Annotated in this window: 19 protein-coding genes and 2 pseudogenes; 4 read left to right on the top strand and 17 right to left on the bottom strand. The window is 50.2% G+C overall.

The features are described from left to right. Positions 1 to 284, top strand: a pseudogene (locus NFR98_RS03955) (IS4 family transposase); the annotation flags it as partial. A gap of 173 nt (positions 285 to 457) precedes the next feature. On the opposite strand, the gene NFR98_RS03950 reads toward NFR98_RS03955, so the two are convergent. The 4 genes from NFR98_RS03950 to NFR98_RS03935 all read right to left on the bottom strand — a co-directional run bounded on the left by NFR98_RS03950 (position 458) and on the right by NFR98_RS03935 (position 6,152). Then, positions 458 to 979, bottom strand: coding sequence for an adenine phosphoribosyltransferase (locus NFR98_RS03950; RefSeq protein WP_014097892.1), 522 nt, complete (start codon positions 977 to 979; stop codon positions 458 to 460). After that, positions 970 to 3,333 carry a single-stranded-DNA-specific exonuclease RecJ gene (recJ, locus tag NFR98_RS03945; RefSeq protein ID WP_071451949.1) on the bottom strand — a complete coding sequence of 788 codons (2,364 nt, stop codon included), beginning with the start codon at positions 3,331 to 3,333 and terminating at the stop codon, positions 970 to 972. Before recJ ends, NFR98_RS03950 begins: the two co-directional genes overlap by 10 nt. 88 nt (positions 3,334 to 3,421) lie before the next feature. Continuing rightward, the gene (gene secDF, locus NFR98_RS03940) at positions 3,422 to 5,686 is read right to left on the bottom strand and encodes a protein translocase subunit SecDF (RefSeq protein ID WP_104851462.1); all 2,265 of its coding nucleotides are present in this window, start codon (positions 5,684 to 5,686) and stop codon (positions 3,422 to 3,424) included. 145 nt (positions 5,687 to 5,831) lie between these two features. After that, on the bottom strand, positions 5,832 to 6,152 hold the full coding sequence (locus NFR98_RS03935; RefSeq protein WP_017551048.1) for a post-transcriptional regulator: 321 nt from the start codon (positions 6,150 to 6,152) through the stop codon (positions 5,832 to 5,834). Positions 6,153 to 6,255: 103 nt separating this feature from the next. Here NFR98_RS03935 and spoVB point away from each other — a divergent pair, with 103 nt between their 5' ends. Further along, positions 6,256 to 7,800: a stage V sporulation protein B gene (spoVB, locus tag NFR98_RS03930; protein WP_017551049.1), complete on the top strand. Its 1,545-nt coding sequence runs from the start codon at positions 6,256 to 6,258 to the stop codon at positions 7,798 to 7,800. A 33-nt stretch (positions 7,801 to 7,833) separates the two neighbouring features. Here the strand turns inward: spoVB and NFR98_RS03925 are convergent, their stop codons facing one another. Then, positions 7,834 to 8,487, bottom strand: coding sequence for a DUF421 domain-containing protein (locus NFR98_RS03925; protein ID WP_014097886.1), 654 nt, complete (start codon positions 8,485 to 8,487; stop codon positions 7,834 to 7,836). A gap of 146 nt (positions 8,488 to 8,633) precedes the next feature. On the opposite strand from NFR98_RS03925, the gene NFR98_RS03920 reads away from it, so the two are divergent. Further along, entirely contained in the window at positions 8,634 to 9,029 is a 396-nt protein-coding gene (locus NFR98_RS03920) for a TIGR04086 family membrane protein (protein WP_014097885.1), read from the top strand. A gap of 30 nt (positions 9,030 to 9,059) precedes the next feature. Here NFR98_RS03920 and yajC read toward each other — a convergent pair whose 3' ends face one another. The 9 genes and pseudogenes from yajC to safA form a co-directional block, all read right to left on the bottom strand. Continuing rightward, positions 9,060 to 9,395, bottom strand: coding sequence for a preprotein translocase subunit YajC (gene yajC / locus NFR98_RS03915; protein WP_014097884.1), 336 nt, complete (start codon positions 9,393 to 9,395; stop codon positions 9,060 to 9,062). Between the two features lie 29 nt (positions 9,396 to 9,424). Next, a complete protein-coding gene (gene tgt / locus NFR98_RS03910; RefSeq protein ID WP_014097883.1) occupies positions 9,425 to 10,564 on the bottom strand; it encodes a tRNA guanosine(34) transglycosylase Tgt in 1,140 nt (379 codons plus the stop codon). 17 nt (positions 10,565 to 10,581) lie between these two features. Further along, on the bottom strand, positions 10,582 to 11,610 hold the full coding sequence (queA, locus tag NFR98_RS03905) for a tRNA preQ1(34) S-adenosylmethionine ribosyltransferase-isomerase QueA (RefSeq protein WP_014097882.1): 1,029 nt from the start codon (positions 11,608 to 11,610) through the stop codon (positions 10,582 to 10,584). A 35-nt stretch (positions 11,611 to 11,645) separates the two neighbouring features. Beyond that, complete coding sequence (locus NFR98_RS03900) at positions 11,646 to 11,852, bottom strand: DUF2905 domain-containing protein (RefSeq protein WP_014097881.1); 207 nt, start codon at positions 11,850 to 11,852, stop codon at positions 11,646 to 11,648. Further along, positions 11,849 to 12,847 carry a Holliday junction branch migration DNA helicase RuvB gene (gene ruvB, locus NFR98_RS03895; protein WP_014097880.1) on the bottom strand — a complete coding sequence of 333 codons (999 nt, stop codon included), beginning with the start codon at positions 12,845 to 12,847 and terminating at the stop codon, positions 11,849 to 11,851. Before ruvB ends, NFR98_RS03900 begins: the two co-directional genes overlap by 4 nt. Before the next feature lie 16 nt (positions 12,848 to 12,863). Further along, positions 12,864 to 13,466 (bottom strand): Holliday junction branch migration protein RuvA, encoded by a 603-nt coding sequence (gene ruvA, locus NFR98_RS03890; RefSeq protein ID WP_046720699.1) that lies wholly within the window; start codon positions 13,464 to 13,466, stop codon positions 12,864 to 12,866. A 498-nt stretch (positions 13,467 to 13,964) separates the two neighbouring features. Next, positions 13,965 to 14,684, bottom strand: coding sequence for a YebC/PmpR family DNA-binding transcriptional regulator (locus tag NFR98_RS03885; protein ID WP_035188238.1), 720 nt, complete (start codon positions 14,682 to 14,684; stop codon positions 13,965 to 13,967). A gap of 111 nt (positions 14,685 to 14,795) precedes the next feature. Then, positions 14,796 to 15,764, bottom strand: a complete 969-nt coding sequence (locus NFR98_RS03880; protein ID WP_014097877.1) for an aminoglycoside phosphotransferase family protein — start codon at positions 15,762 to 15,764, stop codon at positions 14,796 to 14,798. Between the two features lie 1,123 nt (positions 15,765 to 16,887). Beyond that, a pseudogene (gene safA, locus NFR98_RS15875) lies at positions 16,888 to 17,035 on the bottom strand (SafA/ExsA family spore coat assembly protein); the annotation flags it as partial. A 186-nt stretch (positions 17,036 to 17,221) separates the two neighbouring features. On the opposite strand from safA, the gene NFR98_RS03870 reads away from it, so the two are divergent. Beyond that, positions 17,222 to 17,779, top strand: a complete 558-nt coding sequence (locus NFR98_RS03870; RefSeq protein WP_104851464.1) for a transcription repressor NadR — start codon at positions 17,222 to 17,224, stop codon at positions 17,777 to 17,779. A 127-nt stretch (positions 17,780 to 17,906) separates the two neighbouring features. Here the strand turns inward: NFR98_RS03870 and pheA are convergent, their stop codons facing one another. Genes pheA through obgE form a run of 3 tightly spaced genes read right to left on the bottom strand, consistent with a single transcriptional unit; the run spans position 17,907 to position 20,571 of the window. Continuing rightward, complete coding sequence (gene pheA / locus NFR98_RS03865; RefSeq protein WP_014097874.1) at positions 17,907 to 18,752, bottom strand: prephenate dehydratase; 846 nt, start codon at positions 18,750 to 18,752, stop codon at positions 17,907 to 17,909. Positions 18,753 to 18,777: 25 nt separating this feature from the next. Continuing rightward, a complete protein-coding gene (locus NFR98_RS03860) occupies positions 18,778 to 19,230 on the bottom strand; it encodes an ACT domain-containing protein (RefSeq protein WP_014097873.1) in 453 nt (150 codons plus the stop codon). 48 nt (positions 19,231 to 19,278) lie between these two features. After that, complete coding sequence (gene obgE / locus NFR98_RS03855) at positions 19,279 to 20,571, bottom strand: GTPase ObgE (RefSeq protein WP_017551053.1); 1,293 nt, start codon at positions 20,569 to 20,571, stop codon at positions 19,279 to 19,281. Positions 20,572 to 20,599 lie beyond the last annotated feature (28 nt).

Raw genomic sequence — 20,599 nt, 5'->3', positions numbered from 1 at the left:
GCCACACGACCATTGTGTTTGCAAGGTATATTGTCTTGTCATGGCAAAACCGTTGCAGTGTAGATGACAGAACATTAAGTGGCATGTTTTATGAATTATGTGATGAAATAGATGACCTTGATTGGGCTGTTGCATTGCAGCAGTTAGTCGAGATTCTTGAAGATACTCTGGATAAAAGTAATAAGAAAATTCAACAACTGATCAAAAGTCAACTACAACAATGGATTGCGGGTCTGCCGAATTATATCAAGGTATACCTACCTGTTTCAGTCTGCGAAAGTTGAGATATTGACATTATTATCATGAAAAAAAAGAAGATTGTAAAGTAAATGACACAGAATGGAAGAAATTTGGCGAAAACAGCCGGTTTTTCCCAGTACGGACAAAACCGGCCCGTCATTTCATCCGGATGAAGGATAAATAAAGAAACCGACAATTTTGCCGATTTCCTTACAATTTATTCATTCTCGTATTCCATCAGGGTGAGGATATCATAGCCCTTCAGTTTATCTCGGCCGTGCAAATAATTCAATTCAATTAAAAAAGCAAGGCCGGCTACAACCCCGCCCAGTTCTTCAACGAGCCGGACGGTTGCTTCCATCGTGCCGCCTGTTGCCAAAAGATCGTCCGTAACCAAAACGCGCTGGCCCGGCCTGATCGCATCTTTATGGATCGTGAGCACCGCTTTTCCGTATTCGAGATCATATTCCGCACGGATCGTTTCCCGCGGCAGTTTGCCTTCTTTGCGGACCGGGGCAAAGCCGACGCCAAGTTCGTATGCGACCGGGCAGCCGATAATAAAGCCGCGCGCCTCAGGGCCGACCACGAGATCAATCTGTTTGTCTTTCGCATACTGGACGATCTGGTCCGTCGCATATTTAAACGCATCCCCGTTATTCATCAAAGGCGTCACATCCTTAAACATCACGCCTTTTTTAGGCCAGTCCGGGACGAGTGCAATATATTGTTTTAAATCCATTTTGCTGTTTCCTCCTCATACTGTACAGCAGGCTTGATCATTTGGTCAAACCACATCTTCAGCTCCTGGAAAGATGAGTACAGCAGGTCCTTTTCCATTTGATATTGTGCTAGTTTTTTTTGATACGTAAGAGATTCCTTTAAATCGCGTTTTTGTTTGGCTGCTTTCAGGGAAATAAATCCATCCTTTATTGTAACAAAATCAAGTTCAAAAAACACCTGCGAAATAAAATCGATGGTATTTCTCGACCAGCCGCGATAAGCCGCCAGCTCATCCCCGTGCTGCTTTAGGTTGAACGTTTTCCTTTTTGCAAGAAAAGCGTAAAACCATTTAAAATGTTCGCGTGTCGGGAACGTGCTGAAAAAGTGGTTCCCGGCATGGTAAAAATACGCATAAATCCTGGCCGGCGAACCGCCCTCAAGCAGTGCCGCCATCATCCGCGGGCCTTTCGGAAGATCCAGAAACACAATGTTTTTATTTGAAGGATCAAATGCCCTTGCCTCTTCCATTGTCGCAACCGACACAAGGCGGACGGAAAAATCCGGCAGCGGCAGGTTCCGCAATGTTTCTTTTTGGAAGACAACAAAAGCCTGGTCTTCTTCCGGGACGTACCGTGCCCATTGCTTTAAAGGCCTGTTGCCCCTGAAATCAAACAATTGCCAGTTTGTGATTTTGATATCCTTCACCATCATTTGCGGCTTACGGATATTGTTCCATTCGTTGATGGACAGCTCCCCGACAACCGATATGCAGGCAGAAGGGGAAATATGCGGGGCAAGATTCCCGAGCCCGAAGCCGATCCCATCGAGCGTTGTGCCGTTTTTAGAAAGCGTCAATTTCAAATGTTTCCCGTCTGCGCCGATCGCCCGGATTTGCGGGCATTCGGCCCCGTCCAGCAACAGAAGCGGCTTCGGATTCGCCGTGCCAAACGGCGAGAGCAATGCCATTTCGCGGATCGCTTCCATCCCCGCTTCTTCTATGGAAATTTCAGCGCTGATGTTCGTAACCGGCACAAACATCTCGTCCGGCAATGCCGCGGCCTGTTCGTTCAGCCGGCGCCGCAGTTCCTCCACATCGGATAAAGAAAGCGTCATCCCCGCCGCCATCGGATGCCCGCCAAAATGCGGCAAAATATCCCTGCATTTCGATAATTCGTTAAACATATGGAAGCCGTCAATGCTGCGCGCCGATCCTTTTGCCAGCCCTGTTTCCGGGTCAAAGCTGAGCACAATCGCAGGCCGGTAAAAGCGTTCTGTAAGGCGCGAGGCGGCAATGCCGATTACGCCGGCATTCCAGCCTTCTTTCCCGACAACAAGGACACGCGCCCCCTTTTCCACTTCTTCTTCCACCAGTTCGATTGCTTCATTTGTCATGTCGTTTACGATTTTTTGCCGTTCTTTATTGAGGCCGTCAATCGTTTCAGCGAGCATCCCGGCTTCTTCTGTGTCTTCGGTCATTAGCAGTTCCGCTGCCGGTGCCGCATGTTGCAGGCGCCCGGCCGCATTTAAGCGGGGGGCGAGCACAAAGCCGATGGTTTCTTCATTGATCTCTTCCTGGCGGATATCCGCACACCGGCACAGCGCCACTAGCCCCGCCCGCTTTGTCGTTCTCAGCCGTTTGATGCCGTTTATGGCAATCAGCCGGTTTTCGTTTAGAAGCGGCACAAGATCCGCGACCGTCCCGATAGCGGCCAAATCTTCAAGCTGTTCCGGCACTTTGCCGTACAGCGCATGGGCGACTTTAAAAGCGACGCCTGCGCCCGACAGTTCCCGGAACGGGTATGTACTTTCCGGATGCTTCGGATGGACGATGGCAAAAGCTTCCGGCAATACCGGCCCAGGTTCGTGATGGTCCGTAATAATGAGCGTGATCCCGAGTTCGCGGGCCACTTCCGCTTCGTGGACAGCGGCAATACCGGTATCAACGGTAATGATCAGCTGAAAACCCTCTTCAGCCGCCCGCCGGAAAGCCGCTTCATTTGGCCCGTACCCTTCTTTAAACCGGTCCGGGATGTAAAATTCAGCATGGGCGCCAAGATCGTTTAAAACGGCCATCATGATGGCAGTGCTCGTTACGCCGTCCGCATCGTAATCGCCGAAGACGAGAACCGGTTCTTCTCTTTTAATCGCTTCGCGGATGCGGGCCGCTGCTTTTTCCATATCATGCAGCAAAAACGGATCATAATACGCTAGCCCTTCATGGAATAAAAAAGACCGCGCTTCTTCAACATCCGTTATGCCGCGGTTTACAAGCAATTTTGAAACAAGTGGCGAAACGTTCAATTGTTGCGAGATCGTTGCGGCTGCTTTTGGTTCCATTTCCGGCACCCGCCATCTTGTTCTTGACTGCAGCATATCTCCACCTCTTTCACAATACTTTATTATAACGTTTCGGCGGAAAACTGTCATTACAAAAAATGCAGGCATTTCGCCTGCATTTTTCTTATACTTGCGGTTCATCCGCGCGGGTACGCCGCGCTTTTTGAATGACGATGGCGCCATGTTTTTTCAGCTGCCGTTTTTTCAGTACAAACCAGATTTGTGCGGCAATGAAAATAGACGAGTATGTCCCGGTAATCAACCCGACAATCAGCGCGATCGAGAAATTGCGGATCGATTCGCTGCCGAAAATGGCCAGGGCCACGGACGTCATCAGCACGGTCAAAACGGTATTGACCGACCGGGCCAGTGTCTGGCGGATCCCGGCATTGACAATATCATGAATTTCCTTCGCGGTTTTAATTTTCCGCCGCCGGTTTAAATTGTCGCGGATCCGGTCGAATGTGACAATCGAGTCGTTGATGGAATAACCGACAATCGTCAGGACCGCCGCAATGAATGTGACATCGACCTCAAGCCTTGTGATGCTGAAAAAGGCGATCATGAAAAAGGCGTCATGGAAGAGTGCGACGATGGAGGCAACCCCCATTCTCCATTCAAACCGGAAGGCCACGTAAATAATGATGCCGACTGCCGCCAACAGCAAAGAATACACGGCGCTTAAGGCCAACTCTTTCCCGACTGTCGGCGAAACGGAGCTGATGCTCGGGCTCTTCCCGTATTTTTCTGTAAAATACTGGTTGATTTGCGTGCTCTTCTCTTTATCGCTGAACGAGCCTTTCACCCGGATCACGGCATGATGCCGGTTGGTCCCCTGCATCACAATATCTTCCGATTTCAAATGCAGATGGTCAAGGTCGCGCTGAATCTCCTGCTGGCTGAGTGCTTGATTTGAACTGACTTCAATGCGCGTCCCACTCGAAAAATCAATGCTCAGATTCAATTTGAAAATAGACAGGAGAATAAACCCGCCAATGATCAGCACAGCTGAAATCGTAAAGAAAATGTTGCGGTGCTTGACAAAGTCGTACCAGTCAAATTTCGTTTTCAAATCATGCGTATCAATGTTTTCAGCAATATTGTGGATCGCCGATTTTTTCACGCCGAACCAGTGCGGCCGCTTTTTCAGAAAATTGCTGTTCACCCAGAGGCCGAGCAGCCATCTCGAGCCGTAAACCGCCGTCAGGAAGCTGAGCAGAATACTGATAATCAATGTTGTTGCAAAGCCTCTGATCGAGCTTGTCCCGAAATAAAAGAGGATGACCGCCGCAAGAATCGTCGTTAAGTTGGAATCAAAAATGGCCACGAACGATGACTTGTTCCCTGCCCGGAACGCGGATTTCACGCTTTTTCCGACGCGCAGTTCCTCTTTAATCCGCTCGTAGGTAATAATATTGGCATCGACCGCCATCCCGACCCCGAGAACAAGCGCAGCAATCCCGGGAAGCGTCAGAACCGCGCCCATTAAACGGTAAATGAGCAAAATCAGGAAAATATAAACGGACAGCGTAATACATGCGATAAAACCAGGAAAACGGTAGTAGCCGATCATAAAGAGAAAAATGGCTGCAACGCCGATTATCCCGGCAAGAATCGTGTCATGCAGCGCTTCCTGCCCGAAAGATGCGCCGACAGAGGTCGAATAGATTTCGTGCAGCTTCACCGGAAGCGCTCCTGCATTCAAGAGGTCTGCAAGATTGGACGCTTCTTTTACCGTAAAGTTCCCGGTAATTTCAACCTGGTCTGTGTTTAAAACAGAATTCACACTCGGATTGGACAAAAATTTTGGATTCTTCTTCGCCACTTCTTTTTTATAGGAATCGCCTTTTTGAAAGTCCATCCAGATGACAAGCTGGTTATTTGGTGCCATCGCCAGAATTTTTTTCGTGACGTCGGCAAACTTTTTCCGGCTCTTTAACTGCAGGACAACATCCGGTTTGCCGTTCTGGTCAAATGACTGTTTCGCTTTTCCCTGCACAAGGTCTGTCCCGTCCATCATCACTTTGTCATTGACGTCACGGAATGTCAGATTGGCAGTTGTCGAAAGCATCTTTCTCGCTTCGTTCTGGTCTTTCACGCCGGCAAGCTGGACGCGGATCCGGTTATTGCCTTCGACCGAGATCTGCGGTTCGCTGACGCCAAGCGCATTGATCCGCCGGTCCAATGCGGCAGCCGTATCCGCAAGCGCGGCTTTATCGATCTTCTGCCCTTTTTTGGCCGGTTCCACTTTGTAAAGCACTTCAAACCCGCCCCGTAAATCAAGGCCAAGGTTAATTTTTTTGACAATTTTATCCGTCGTTCCCCCTATTAATCCCGCAAACAGCAGGACAATGAGAAAGAAGGCAACGATGCGGCTCCTTTTCACCATTATGTACAGCCTCCTAGCGAATCAAAACATATCACATGCCAAAAAATGCATGCGCCCGTGAATCATTTCTATTATGATGCAGGGCAAAAAGCGTGTCAATTTTTCTTATTATTCCGTATGCAGCCGGTTTTGCTTATTTGCCCGCTTATTCTTCCGTCTTGTCCCCGTTAAAAAGCGCATCCAGCTCCTTTTCGTCCAGCTCTGCAAACCAGTTTGGCGAACGGTAAGCTTCCACGGTTTTAAAACTCATCAAATCGCCGGGCTTAACCGATAAAACGTCGGAAACAAGCGCATACATACGGACATGCGCCGGATCCGGATTTTTCCACACTTTCCGGATTAAATATTCCCAGACATCCCTCGCTTCAATCGCGCCGTAGCCAAAGACGGCCAGTTCTTCCGCCTTGCTTTTTACGGCAGGTTCAAGTTTTTTATAGTATTTTTCATAAGGATGGCGGTCCTTCACACGCTCTGCCCCTTTCCTTAGGCATTGATGTATTCTTGTCCATTACCGTGCATATACATCATTGTATAGGAAAATTGCGGATTTGAGAAGGCAGGTTAACAGAATGTCCAAGTTTTTAAGGGGAACGATTATATTGCTCGCCGCAGGCTTTGTAACAAGGGTGCTTGGTTTTATCAACCGGATTGTCATTGCCCGGTCGCTCGGGGAAACGGGTGTCGGGCTCCATCAGATGGCTTTTCCGACCTTAATGCTCGTCATTACGGTAACCCAGCTCGGACTGCCGGTCGCGATCTCGAAATGTATTGCCGAAGCAGACGCCGTCGGGGACAGGGCGAAAATTAAAAAAATTCTTGTCATCTCCCTAACGGTTACCATTTCGCTATCGGCCATTTTTACGCCCGGGCTGATTTTACTCGCGCCGTATCTGGCTGATCATTTATTCACAGATCCGCGCGTCTATTACCCGCTTGCCGCCATCACGCCGATTATCCCGATTGTGGCGGTTTCCGCTGTATTGCGCGGCTATTTCCAGGGGAAGCAAAACATGAAGCCTTATGCCGTCTCGCAGGTCATCGAGCAAAGTGTGCGGATTATGCTGATCGCATTTTTTGCCAATTTGCTTCTGCCGTACGGGATTGAATATGCGGCAGCAGGGGTGATGTTTGCATCGATATTGGGAGAACTGTCATCCCTTCTTTATATGTTTACGATGTTTAAACTGAAAAAGCAGATTCGCGTCCGCAAACATTTTTTCAAAGCCGTAAAATCGGGGAAAGACACGTTTTACGAACTGATGCGCGTGGCGGTTCCGACCGTCTGGAGCCGGCTGATCGGCAATCTCTCCTGGTTCCTCGAGCCGATTGTCGTCTCCCACTGCCTTGCTCTTGCCGGTGTCGCTTCACATCTTGCGACAAAACAGTACGGTTCTTTAACCGGCTTTGCGATGCCGTTGTTGATGCTCCCGTCTTTTGTCACGGTTTCCTTGTCAACCGCCCTTGTGCCCGCGATCAGCGAAGCAAATTCCCGGAAAAATGCCAGACTTGTTGAACACAGGCTCCAGCAGGCATTGCGTTTTTCCCTTTTAACTGGCGGCATCTCGGTTGTCATCCTGTATGTCTTTGCAGAACCGCTCATGCAGGCGATGTACGGGACGGCAAACGGGTCACAGTTTATCAAAATCATGGCGCCGTTTTTTATTTTCCAGGCATGCCAGGCGCCGCTCCAGGCTGCACTGCAGGCAATGGATCTGGCAAAAGCGGCGATGATCAACAGCATCATCGGGGCTGTCGTGAAACTGGGCACCATTTTTGTCCTTGCTTCCCGCCCGGAGTTCGGGATCAACGGCGCCGCGATCGGCATCATGGCGGGAATGGTGCTTGTAACATTTCTTCATTTTGCAACCGTTTTGAAAAAAATCCAGTTTACCCTGTATGTCCATGACTGGGCCAAGCTTCTGGCCGTTTCGGTCGTTTCCGGCGCGGTCGGGCACTGGTGGTTCACCGGTATGATGGCACAAGACGCATCTTTCCTGCGGCTTTTAGCGGGCATTTGTTTGACCGTGGCCGTCTATACGCTGCTGCTTATAATGACAAAATTGATCCGCCGGTCCGATCTCATGTATATTCCGATCCTCAAAAAATGGTTATAAAAAAGCAATAGGCCCTGCATGTTCCGGCCGGGCTTATTGCACATCATCCAGATCAATATAAAACGCGCCATCCTGATAACTGCAAAACGAAATCCGGGCGATATCCCCGTACCCTCTTTTTTGCAGCTCGCTGCGCAGCCACGCTTCGGTTTTGTTGCTTTTCTTTAAATTGCTTTGCTGGATCTTCCCTCCGACAATGAGCGGTTCCGTATAGGATGCCGGTTTGTTTTTATTTTTGTTTTTTTTCACCACCGACAGCTGCCCGGAAGTTTCCAAAATCGCAAATTCCACATCCGCAATATTATCAATATCTTTTGAACGGAGCTGCATTAAAAGGTCGTCAAAATTGTAACGCTGCCTGCGCATTTCCTTTTCATCGATTTTTCCTTTATTGATGAGAATGCTCGGCTTGCCGTCAATCAGTTTGCGGATCCGGCTGCTGCGGAGCGAGAAAAGTGCCAGCGCGATTTGGATGCCGAGCAGGACAACCATTGGCAAAAGGGTATTTACAACGGGCTCACTGTGATTTTCAATGGCGACGACCGCCATTTCCCCGATCATGATGAACACAACAAGATCCAAAACGTTTAGTTCGCCAATCTCCCTTTTTCCCATTAACCGGAAAATAACAAGAATGGCAACATACATGAGCAGTGTCCGAAAAAAAATAATCAATAAATTTTCCAACGCCAATCCCCCCGTTCGGTCAAGGTCAAAATCATGTTTAGTATGCTCAGCCTGCGAAAAAACTTTCTAAAAATCTTTTGCCCGGTTCTTTTTGCTGTTTCCAGGCATATGCTTGTACTGAGGAAAAAGCTTGTCAAAGGGGGAGAATGAAAATCGGAGCGCAAAAATACAGTATCGGCCTTGTTTACGGGCTGGGCGTCATTTTTGTCCTGCTTGCCATATCAAGCCTCGTGATTTCACTGATTCTGCGGTTTTCGGATATGACGGAGCATGCTTTGCATACGGCGGTCACGATGATTTCTTTTTTCAGTTTATTTCTCGGGGGGCTCGTCGGCGGCGGAAAAGGAAAAAAGAAAGGGTGGCTCCTCGGCAGTTTGACGGGGATCCTCTACACAGCGATTGTTTTTCTCGTCCAGTACCTTGGTTATGATGAACTCTTTACGGTGAAACAAGCCATTTACCATGCTTGCTATATTGTTGTCGCCGCAATGGGGGGCATTTTAGGGGTCAACCTCTTCTCAGGAAGGTCACGGGAATCCTGAAAAAAAGCGCCGCATTACACGGCGCTTTTTTTATTTCGTTTCTCCGGCATTTTTTTCTGCCACTGTTTTGTCTGCTTTCTGGCTTTCGACTTTTGCTTTTTTCGCTGCAACGGATTCCGTTACTTCACGGATCGCCGAGCGGTCAAACGTCAGCCGCGTGCCGTTATCGCATCTTAAGACGACTTTATTTTCATCAATCGAATCCACGGTTGCATGCAAGCCGCCGATGGTGACAATTTTGTCCCCTTTCGCCAGATTGCTCTGCATCTGCTGGATGTTTTTCTGCCTCTTTTGCTGTGGCCTGATGAGCAGGAAATAAAACAGGACAAACAGAATCACCAAAGGCAGTAACTGAGCCCACGCCATCTGAATCCTCCCTTCTTTAGTTGCTTGTATTAGAAATTTTTTGCATCCGGACGGTTAAATCCGTATTGCTCAAAAAATTCTTCCCTGAAATCAAGCAGCCGGTCTTCGCGGATCGCCTGCCTTACATTTTCCATTAATTTTAACAAAAAATATAAATTATGGTAAGTGGTCAGACGAATTCCGAAAGTTTCGCCACATTTAATCAAATGCCGGATGTAAGCGCGTGAATAGTGCCGACATGTATAACAGTTGCAATGCTCATCAAGCGGGCGGAAATCGCGGGCGTACTGCGCGTTTTTGACAACGAGCCGGCCGGCTGATGTCATCACCGTGCCGTTTCTTGCAATCCGGGTTGGCAGCACACAGTCAAACATGTCAATGCCGCGGATGGCGCCGTCAATCAAAGAATCGGGCGAACCGACCCCCATCAAGTAACGTGGCTTGTCCGCCGGAAGTAGCGGTGTTGTAAATTCGAGCATCCGGTTCATCACGTCCTTCGGCTCGCCAACGGACAGGCCGCCGATCGCATAGCCCGGAAACCCAAGCGAAACAAGGGCATTTGCGCTTTCAAGCCGCAAATCTTCATACGCTCCGCCCTGTACGATCCCGAATAATCCTTGCACATCCGGACGCCGATGCGCACGAAGACAGCGTTCCGCCCAGCGCGATGTCCTTTCCACCGACTGCTTCATATATTCATAAGAAGCAGGGTACGGCGGGCACTCATCGAATGCCATCATGATATCAGAACCAAGTGCATTCTGGATTTCCATTGATTTTTCCGGCGACAAAAACAGCTTGTCCCCGTTTAAATGGTTCCGAAAATGGACGCCCTCTTCCGTAATATCACGGATCTTGCTCAGGCTGAAGACCTGGAATCCGCCCGAATCGGTCAGGATCGCCTGGTCCCAGTTCATAAATTTGTGCAGCCCGCCTGCTTCTTTAACAATATCATGCCCGGGGCGCAGCCACAAATGATATGTATTGCTCAAAATGGTGCCGGCCCCCATTGTTTTTAATTCTTCCGGCGACATCGTCTTCACCGTGGCGAGCGTTCCGACCGGCATGAACATTGGGGTATCATAGGTGCCATGCGGCGTATGGAGTTTTCCAAGGCGGGCGCCCGTATGCTTTTCCGTTTTGATCAGTTCATAAGTAATGGCAGCCAAGTGATGCGCTCCTTCCACTATTTAATCAGCATCGCATCCCCGAAACTGAAGAAACGGTATTTTTCTTTTACCGCCGTCTCGTAGGCATGCAAAATATTTTCCCTTCCCGCCAATGCGCTTACCATCATAATAAGCGTCGACTTCGGCAGGTGGAAATTGGTGATCAGGGCATCAATTGCTTTATATTGATAGCCCGGATAAATGAAAATATCCGTCCAACCGCTTGAGGCGACGATTTTTCCGTCATGGGCGCTTGCCACCGTTTCAAGTGTGCGGGTGGAGGTGGTGCCAACAGAGACCACACGGCCGCCGTTTTCTTTTACTTCCGTAATCGTGCGGGCCGCTTCTTCTGATACCTGATAAAATTCCGCATGCATATCGTGGTTTTCAATATTTTCCTCATTGACGGGGCGGAAAGTGCCAAGGCCGACATGGAGCGTAATATAGACAATTTTCACGCCCATTGCCTCAATTTCTTTCAATAACGCTTCCGTAAAATGGAGCCCGGCAGTCGGCGCTGCGGCAGAACCCGGCTCTTTTGCATACACCGTCTGATAGCGGTCCTGGTCCTCGAGTTGTTCTTTAATATAGGGTGGCAGCGGCATTTTTCCGAGTTCATTCAGCACTTCGTAAAAAATTCCTTCGTACTGGAAATCCATTACCCGGCCGCCATGGTCCAGCTCCTCCGCACAAACGGCGGAAAGCTGCCCGTCGCCGAACCGGACAACCGTCCCTGTTTTCACACGTTTTGCCGGTTTGACAAGCGTTTCCCAGCGGTCTCCTTCGAGCTGTTTTAAAAGCAGCACTTCAATTTTTGCGCCTGTTTCGTCTTTTATGCCGAAAAGCCTTGCCGGCAGCACTTTTGTGTTGTTTAAGACAAGGCAGTCCCCCGGGCGCAAGTATTGTGTAATGTTTTTAAATACGCTGTGTTCAATTTCTCCTGTTTTTTTATCCAGTACCATCAGCCGACTGTCCGAACGATTTTTTAAAGGCGTTTGGGCAATCAGTTCTTCCGGCAGTTCATAATCAAATAAATCGAGTTTCATTGTTGTTTCCCCTTCATTTTGAATCCCATTTGCGGTTATTTGAACCGTCCAATGATATATAATAACACACTTAAGATCACGCTTAAAAGGATCGATGTTGCGATTGGAAAATAAAAGGTTGTGTTCCCTTTTTTAATGAGGATATCGCCCGGCAGCCGGCCGATTTTCGTAAACTGCATCAACAGGCCGATAGCAAAAAGAATCACGGCGATCGTCATCAGCACTTTTCCAAATCCGCTCATTCCGGTACCTCCATATGAAAATGTGCGTAGCAAAGCGGGGTCGCTACCCTGCCGCGCGGCGTGCGCTGCAAAAAGCCAATTTGCAGCAAATACGGCTCATATACATCTTCAATCGTTTCCCTTTCTTCCCCGATGCTGGCCGCAATCGTGTCGAGCCCGACAGGACCGCCCCGGAAGCGCTCTATGATCGCTTTTAACAGCTTATGATCAATATGGTCAAGCCCGCGTTTGTCAACTTGCAAAAGTTCAAGGGCATAATTGGCGATCTCAAGGGTGACCTTTCCGTCTCCTTTGACCTGGGCAAAGTCGCGCACCCTTCTTAACAGCCGGTTCGCAATCCGCGGCGTGCCCCGCGAACGCCTTGCAATTTCCGCTGCCCCCTCAGGCTCAATCGCCGTCTCGAGGATGCCGGCTGTCCGCAGCACAATTTCCGCCAGTTGCGCTTCGTTATAATATTCGAGCCGGCTGATCACCCCGAACCGGTCGCGCAGCGGTGCTGAAACCGAACCGGCCCTCGTCGTCGCCCCGATCAAGGTAAATGGGGGCAGGTCAAGGCGGATGGAGCGGGCACCCGATCCTTTGCCGATCACGATATCAAGGCAAAAGTCTTCCATTGCCGGGTACAGCACTTCTTCAATCGCTTTCGGCAGGCGGTGGATTTCGTCAATAAACAGTACTTCCCCCGGCTCAAGCGCGGTTAACACGCTGGCAAGATCGCCCGGCCGCTCGATGGCAGGCCCTGAAGTCGTCCGGATGTTCGCGCCCATTTCGTTTGCGATCACGGTGGCAAGCGTCGTTTTGCCAAGCCCCGGCGGACCATAAAGCAGCACGTGGTCAAGTGTTTCGCGCCGCCCTTTCGCCGCTTCAATAAACACGGCTAAATTATGCTTCACTTCATCCTGGCCGATATATTGCGCAAGGGTTTGCGGCCTGAGGCTCATTTCAAAGGAAACTTCCTGTTCATTTGCCTCGCCGGAAACTACGCGGTCTTCCATGCTCTCCCCTCCTCCATTATTTTACCATTGCTTTTAAAGCGAGTTTAATATATTCATCCGCAGAAAGCACTTCTTCCGGAAGTTTGGGCACCACTTTCGCGATTTCTTTTTCCGAATAGCCGAGCGCCGCCAAAGCGAGCATCGCTTCTTCGAGGTTTTGGTTGGTGGATGCAGGCACCGCTTTTTCCCCGCCTGCCTCGTCCGGCATCTCCGGCACGAGGCCTTGCAGCTTTCCTTTCAGATCAAGAATCATCTGCCTTGCCGTTTTTTTGCCGACACCGGGGAATTTGACAAGGAAAGATTCATTTTCATTCTCAATGGCGTCAACAACCTGCTGCGGCTGCCCGTACGCAAGAATGGCAAGCGCCCCTTTTGGCCCGATGCCGGAAACATTGAGCAGCTTTTGAAACAGCGCCCGTTCTTCCGCCGTTTCAAAACCGTAAAGCGCGATCAGATCTTCGCGCACATGCTGGTATGTAAAAATTTTTCGTTCTTGTCCGATGCTTTTTGAAAAAATATACGGGTTCGGCGCCAGCAGCCGGTAGCCGATCCCCCCGTTTTCCACGACAATGTAATCCGGGCTCACGGAATCAATGATGCCTTTAATATATTCGTACAACCTTCCCACACGCTCCTCAAAAACTTGCTATCCCATATTGTACCACAGAATGCAACCGTTTTGGGAACGAATGTCCGGTCCCTCCTTTTTTTCCGGCCGGATGATTCCTAAGGCTGGGCGCTTTTCCTGTTTCCATGGCGAAAGGAAACGCCTGCATCCGGAGACAGATCCGTGTCCGTGTGGCATACCGGGCTCACTTTTTTTCGAATACTCGCTGCCTCTTAACGACCTTCCCGGATTTCCAGCCGAAACCATCGTCCGGGTTTTAACGGCACGATTCTTTAGCCACAGTGCAGCCGGTTTAAAAACGGCATGGTCCCCTTTCCGCAGTGCACCGGTCTAAAACAGCATGGTCCTCTCTCGTAGTGCGCCGGTTTAAAAACAGCAAGGGCCCTCTCCACAGTGTAACCGGTTGGATACAGGGCTAACCGGCTTTGCTGCAAAAAAGTCACTTTCCGCACCCGGCCGGACCGGGTGCGGAAAGTGACTGGGACATTATCATTCGGCGTTATGGTAAACTTCCTGGACATCGTCATCGTCTTCCAGCCTGTCCAGCAATCGCTCCATCTTTTCTTTTTGCGCTTCATCCAAAGCAATTGTGTTTTGCGGCACCATGGTAATTTCTGCTCGGGCAAACGTAAAGCCTTGTTCCTCGAGGTTCTTCTTCACATCCATGAATTGCTCCGGATCTGTATAAATTTCAAACACTTCATCGCTCGTTTCCATTTCCTCGGCGCCTGCTTCAATCGCGGCAAGCAGCATTCCGTCTTCATCTATCTCGAGCCCTTCCCGCTCAATGACAAGATAGCCTTTGCGGTCAAACAGGAAAGACACGCATCCGTTTTCGCCGAGATTTCCGCCGTTGCGCGAAAACGCAACACGGACATTGGAAGCGGTCCGGTTTTTATTATCGGTTAAAGCCGTGACCATGACGGCAACGCCGCCCGGCCCGTACCCTTCATATGTGATTTCCTCGTAATGTTCGGCGTTTTGGCTGCCGCTTGCTTTCTCGATGGCGCGTTTAATATTGTCATTCGGCATATTGGCGGCCTTTGCCTTTTCAATGACTAGGCGGAGGCTTGAGTTCGCTTCCGGGTCAGGCCCGTTTTTCGCCGCTACATAAATTTCCTTTGCCAGTTTTTGAAAGATTTTTCCGCGCTTTGCATCTTGCGCATTTTTTCTGCCTTGAATATTTTTCCATTTGGAATGGCCGGACATGGCCATCACTCCTTTCTGACAGCGCTGATACAGTCCCCTATTACTATACCATACTCGCCCGAAAGGAGGATGAAAAGCATTATGCTGGCCGTAAGCGTCCAGGTTTTTCCGTTATGCTTGCAAACGCCTTTTTACTTCTTTTTGAAAGCGGGCGCGTTCCCCGAATTGCCCGATGGAAAGCAGGGAAAGATGCGGCCAGTACTGCTCTTTTTCTTTTTTGCCGCTTCCAACAAACCGGTTCCACTCTCTTAAAACATCCGTCGGGTAAAGGAGCGCCTCAAGAAAAGTTTCCCTGTCCGGCGCACCGTCCAGCATTCCCCACTTTTCAAGAGCAGCAAGCGACCATGAAGCAGCGGGCAAAACCCGGTTGCAAAACTGGAGATCATCGGTCCAGGCCGGGGCAAGGCGGGCAAGGTCAAAATCAATCAAATACAGTTCCCCGTTTTTCGCACGCAAAAAATTATGGTGGGCAACATCACCGTGCGTGATGCAATACGGCGGACGGTGAAGCAAATGCTGTTTTTTCTCAAGCCGGTTTAACGCCTCGGCTGCCCATCTTTCGTACGCGGCAAAATACGTTTCCGGCAAATACCGGACAATTTGTTCTTTGTTTTCCAGAAATGTCCGGTACCGCGCCTGCCATTTTCTCAGCTGGAAAAAGCGCGGAAATTCCATTTTTACGGCTTGCGGAAAGTGCGCGGTCTTTTCGTGATACTGTTTTAACAGGCGGAAAGCGGCGTGGATGTCTGCTTCCGTCCCGAAGGTAAAACCGGCCGGGTCTTCTTCAATGTATGCCATAAACCCAAAAGCTTTGCCTTGAAAGGGGCTGTCGTTGTCATCTTCCAGAAAACGGCAAGTTTGGGTGAAACCGCTTTTCCGCAGTTCCGATGTAAGCAGCATTTGCCGTTTAAGGCGCGTATCGGAACCATATTGCTTCATGATCACTTTCTTTGTCTTTGTTCCGATAAGCCATACCCGGTCACGCAACCTGCGCCAGTCAACAATCGGTTCCTGCAGTCTGTTTTCCGCATAAAGAAGGAGACGTTTGGTTTCGTCTCCCTCTTGTCTCCGGCCGCCCATTATTTTTCTTCTTCGCCGGAAGGATCCCGTTTTTCCTGCGGCTGGTCCGTTTTTTCGCCCCGGTCATATCCGAACGGGGCCTGCATCCCGTACGGTTCCTGCATGTCGTATGGTGGTTGCGACATCCCGTATGGCGGTTGCGGCATGCCACCAAATGGTTCCTGCATGCCGTACGGTTGCGGCGCCATCCCGTACGGTTCCTGCACGCCGCCGTAAGGTTGCTCCTGGCACCCGCATGGCTGCTGGTGCGGCGGATACGGGGCGTACTGCGGCATCGTTTGCGGCGGCATGTACTGCGGCATATAGGCGGAGCTTTCTGAAGCAGCGCCGTATAAAGGAGCCTGCTGCGCTCCCCATTGCGGCGCGGCGGCAGGATGTTGCGCAGAAACCCCCGCCTGCATACCGGGGCCATACGGATAAGGAGAAGACGAAGAGGATTCTTCTTCCCATTCATAACCTGGCATCACTTGCTGCCCCTCATGCCATGCCGGCTGCTGCTGCGGCATAAACCCTGCCGGCGCGGCCATCGCCGGTATTTGCGTGAACCCTGTTGGCGCGGCCATCGCCGGCATTTGCGGATAGGCCATTGGGTACGGCATCGGATATGGGACTTGCGGATATGGCATGCTGTAAGGAGGCGGGAAAAATCCGGCGTGCATGTCCCCTCCCCCGCAGCCGCAATCGTATACCGGCATCACGGGCGGACACGGATTATACGGTACATACATTTCCGGGCACTCTTCCTTTACCGGCATGGTGTAGTGCACGCTTTCCGACGATTCGCTTTCATGGTGCTTCGGCGGCGGTGCAGCTGTATGGGTTTCGATTTCAGCCATATTGGTCACATAGTAATTATGGATGTCAATTTCAGGAATGACCGGTTGCGGCATCACCGGCTTATAAATCGTTTCTTTTTTTTCAACCACTTTTTCTTTCACCTGTGTTTCTTTCGGTGCTGGCGCTTTTGGCACCTCTTTTGGTACCGGCATTTCTTTTGCGACGGGCATCTTGGCCTCAGGCATTTGCTCGTACGGATGGGTCACGAGCGGCATTTCTTTTGCACCCGCGTGGCCCGTATAACCTGCATGGCCTGTATGTGTCTCTTTTTTTACCATGCCGCCCGTTGTCGGAACTTTAATTTTCATGCCGGGCATAATCATTTCCGGATTGGATAATTGCGCATTCAATTTTTTCAATTCGTCAAAATCGGCGCCGTATTTTTTGGCGATTTTCCAGAGCGTATCGCCTTTTTGCACGATATGGATTTTCACACATTTCCCCTCCTCAAGGCTTAAGTCCATACATTCTATGTGGTGCCGGGCAAAATGCGATTGATTTTACATAAAAACTTATGAACGTCCCGCGTCCTTTATGCCCTTTAAAGGGTTGATTCTTTCATCCCGGCGCCTTCGTATGATAAAATCCGAATGAGGCCGAATGAATGGGGGGAAACGCTGTTGGCAGAGAAGAAAAAAATTCTTGGGGATGAAAGGCGGCATTTGATCCTCGAATGGCTGCAGAATAGCCGGGAGCCGATTACGGGCGGGGAACTGGCAAAAAGGACAAATGTGAGCCGACAGATTATAGTAAATGATATTACGCTCCTGAAAGCGAAAAACGAACCGATCCTGGCAACGAGCCAGGGATATTTGTACATACACCCCGCCGGTGCGGAAAACAAAGTGGAGAAAACGCTTGTTTGTATGCATAGTCGCGAACAGGTCACAGATGAGCTGAATTTGCTCGTGGACCACGGGGTGACCGTAAAAGATGTCAAGGTGGAGCATCCGGTATACGGCGATCTGACCGCCTCGATCATGGTCTCCACCCGCGCAGAAGTGGCCCGGTTTATCCGCCAAATTGAAGAAACAAATGCCAGCTACTTATCCGAATTAACAGGCGGCATCCACTTGCATACGGTGGAAGCCGCAAGCGGGCGGCAGGTTGAAGAAGCGGAACAGGCGCTGAAAGAAGCTGGCATTTTATTTGCAGAAAATGAAAAAGAGCTGCCCTAAACATAAAGGACAGCTCTTTTTCATCACCCATCCGGCCTAAAAACCTGGGTTTAAAGCTTGTTTTGCAAAAAAAAAATAAGCCCGGGTTCCAGCCGGGCTTATCCTAACATTCTTGAAGAAGCGATCATCATTTATCCGCCATATACCTATAATAGGTCCCGAGTTCTTTCACGGTGCAGCCGAGCGCGTGGATTTCCTCAAGCGAAAAGCGGACGAGCTTTTCTTCTAAGGAGTGGTTCAGGTCAATCATAAAAAAGTAGTTTCCAAGCCCCGTCTTTAACGGCCGCGATTCAAGCTTGCTCAAGTTAATCTTTCGCCAGGCAAAGGCAGACAACACCTGGTGCAGTGATCCGGCCTTGTCCGTCGGCAATGTGACCATGATCGTCGATTTCAGGAAATCAGGCGTTTTTTCGATATGAAGCTCCTCATTTGAAAGGACAATGAATCTCGTATGGTTAAACGGATAATCATGGATTGCACGCCTGACAATTTCAAGACCGTACAGTTCCGCTGCCATTTCGTTGGCGATCGCCCCCCATTTCAGTTCCGGGTGTTCGCTTACATATTTCGCAGCAGCGGCCGTAGAGCCCATTGCTTCCACTTCCGCATGCCGGAATTCCCGGCGCAGAAACTGGTGGCACTGCGCAAGCGCATGGGAATGGGAAATGATTTTTTCCGTTTCCCGCCAGGCGCCGGCATTTGCAGGATGAACCATAAAATGCTGCTCGATCGGCACAATGATTTCCGCGCGTATCGGCGGCAGTTCTTCATGATACAAGTAATCGACCGTTAAATTTACCGAACCTTCCAGGGCGTTTTCAAGCGGAACAACCGCCATATCCACCTGTTTTGTCTTCACGGCTTCTAGACATTCCGGAATCGTCCGATACGCAACCCGGCTGGCCTCCGGGAACACTGACTGGACCGCGATATCGGTAAACGTCGCTTCCGGCCCGAAAAAAGCTGCTTTCATTTCCTCTCCCCCGCCGGCCGGAGTTCTAGGCTCCGGACCCTAATATTTCTACTTTATTGACAAACTCAAATGCCTGCAGTTCTTCCAGCAGATCATTTAAACTCCTGTTGATCCCGGACACATTCAGCGAAACAGTGACATTTGCCCGCCCCTGTATCGGAATCGTCTGGTGAATCGTTAAAATATTGCATGAGTAAGATGCAATAATCCTTAAAATTTCGGATAATGTCCCGGACCGGTCTTCCAAATAAAAAAACAAGGTCACAATTTTTTCTTTTACAACCGAATGGAACGGAAAAACGGTATCGCGGTATTTATAAAAAGCGCTGCGGCTTAAGCCCGCTTTTTTCGCCGCGTCCCCGACCGATACCGCTTGTCCCCTTTCCAGCAGTTCTTTCGCCTGAAGTGTTTTGATCATCGCTTCCGGCAAAACATCCTCACGCACCAAGATAAACTTATGCTCTGCTTTCTTTTCCAAAGTGCCCTTTCCTCCACTCGGGAGCCGGGATTCCCCGGCCCAGCACGGTTAATCTACAAATTCAAACTCAAAATCCAAAAGGCGGACGGTATCGCCGTTTTTCGCGCCGCGTGCACGGAGCGCGTCATCAATGCCCATTCCGCGCAGCTGGCGGGCAAATCTCCGGACAGACTCGTCATGGCTGAAATTTGTCATTTTAAACAGCTTCTCGACTTTTTCCCCGTGGATGACGAAGCTGCCGTCCGGATCGCGTGTAATGGTAAAATCGGCCTTTTCTTTTTCATGCTTGTACAATACACGGGACGGTTCCGCATCCGGTTCTTCGCCAGCATGAAGCGGGAAGGCAGGTGTTTCATCGAGCAGATCGGCAATCGCAAACAAAACATCCCTTAATCCTTTGCGCGTCACCGCGGAAATCGGGAAGACGCGTGCGACATCGCCCAGCTTCTCTTTAAACGCCGCCAGATTTTCTTCCGCGCCCGGAAGGTCCATTTTATTGGCAATAATGAGCTGCGGGCGCTCAGAAAGGCGTTCATGATAAGCTTTCAGTTCTTTGTTGATCGTCAAATAATCTTCATACGGGTCGCGCCCTTCCACCGCCGCCATGTCAATGACGTGGACGATCAACCGCGTCCGTTCGATATGGCGCAAAAACTGGTGGCCGAGCCCGACGCCTTCGTGCGCGCCTTCGATCAGCCCCGGCAGATCGGCCATGACAAAACTTCTGCCGTCCTCCGTTTCGACTACACCGAGATTCGGCACAAGCGTCGTAAAATGGTATTCCGCAATTTTCGGGCGTGCCGAAGAGATAACGGAAAGCAAGGTTGATTTCCCGACGCTCGGAAAACCAACAAGGCCGACATCAGCAAGCAGTTTTAATTCAAGAACAATATAACGTTCCTGGCCCGGTTCGCCGTTTTCGGCAATTTCCGGAGCGGGATTGGCCGGTGTCGCAAAGCGGATATTGCCCCTGCCGCCGCGCCCGCCTTTGGCAATCACTGCCCGTTCCCCGTGGCGCGTTAAATCGGCAATCGTTTGTTTTGTATCATCATCAATGACGACCGTTCCCGGCGGCACCTTGACAATCATGTCTTTCGCCCCGCGGCCGTGTTTTCCTTTGCTCATGCCGTTTTCGCCATGGTCCGCTTTAAAATGGCGCTTGTAGCGGAAATCCATGAGCGTCCGCAACCCTTCATCGACTTCAAAAATGACATCGCCACCGCGGCCGCCGTCCCCGCCGGCAGGGCCGCCCATCGGCACATATTTCTCGCGGCGGAATGCGACCATCCCGTTGCCGCCGTCCCCGCCTTTCACATAAATTTTCACCTGGTCCACAAACATAAAAGATAAAACCACCTTTGCAATTGCT

The organism is Weizmannia agrestimuris (assembly GCF_943193165.1).
GTDB classification, from domain to species: domain Bacteria; phylum Bacillota; class Bacilli; order Bacillales; family Bacillaceae_C; genus Weizmannia; species Weizmannia faecalis.
This window is presented reverse-complemented; position numbering and strand designations above follow the sequence as displayed.

Bases quoted from the DNA above. Each gene is read 5' to 3' on its own strand.
- obgE (WP_017551053.1), bottom strand. From the start codon at position 20,571: ATGTTTGTGGACCAGGTGAAAATTTATGTGAAAGGCGGGGACGGCGGC.
- NFR98_RS03880 (WP_014097877.1), bottom strand. From the start codon at position 15,764: ATGGGCGGCCGGAGACAAGAGGGAGACGAAACCAAACGTCTCCTTCTT.
- ruvB (WP_014097880.1), bottom strand. From the start codon at position 12,847: ATGGAAGACCGCGTAGTTTCCGGCGAGGCAAATGAACAGGAAGTTTCC.
- recJ (WP_071451949.1), bottom strand. From the start codon at position 3,333: ATGCTGCAGTCAAGAACAAGATGGCGGGTGCCGGAAATGGAACCAAAA.
- spoVB (WP_017551049.1), top strand. From the start codon at position 6,256: ATGTCCAAGTTTTTAAGGGGAACGATTATATTGCTCGCCGCAGGCTTT.
- secDF (WP_104851462.1), bottom strand. From the start codon at position 5,686: ATGGTGAAAAGGAGCCGCATCGTTGCCTTCTTTCTCATTGTCCTGCTG.
- NFR98_RS03950 (WP_014097892.1), bottom strand. From the start codon at position 979: ATGGATTTAAAACAATATATTGCACTCGTCCCGGACTGGCCTAAAAAA.
- queA (WP_014097882.1), bottom strand. From the start codon at position 11,610: ATGAAACTCGATTTATTTGATTATGAACTGCCGGAAGAACTGATTGCC.
- NFR98_RS03885 (WP_035188238.1), bottom strand. From the start codon at position 14,684: ATGTCCGGCCATTCCAAATGGAAAAATATTCAAGGCAGAAAAAATGCG.
- NFR98_RS03920 (WP_014097885.1), top strand. From the start codon at position 8,634: ATGAAAATCGGAGCGCAAAAATACAGTATCGGCCTTGTTTACGGGCTG.
- NFR98_RS03900 (WP_014097881.1), bottom strand. From the start codon at position 11,852: ATGAGCGGATTTGGAAAAGTGCTGATGACGATCGCCGTGATTCTTTTT.
- pheA (WP_014097874.1), bottom strand. From the start codon at position 18,752: ATGAAAGCAGCTTTTTTCGGGCCGGAAGCGACGTTTACCGATATCGCG.
- yajC (WP_014097884.1), bottom strand. From the start codon at position 9,395: ATGGCGTGGGCTCAGTTACTGCCTTTGGTGATTCTGTTTGTCCTGTTT.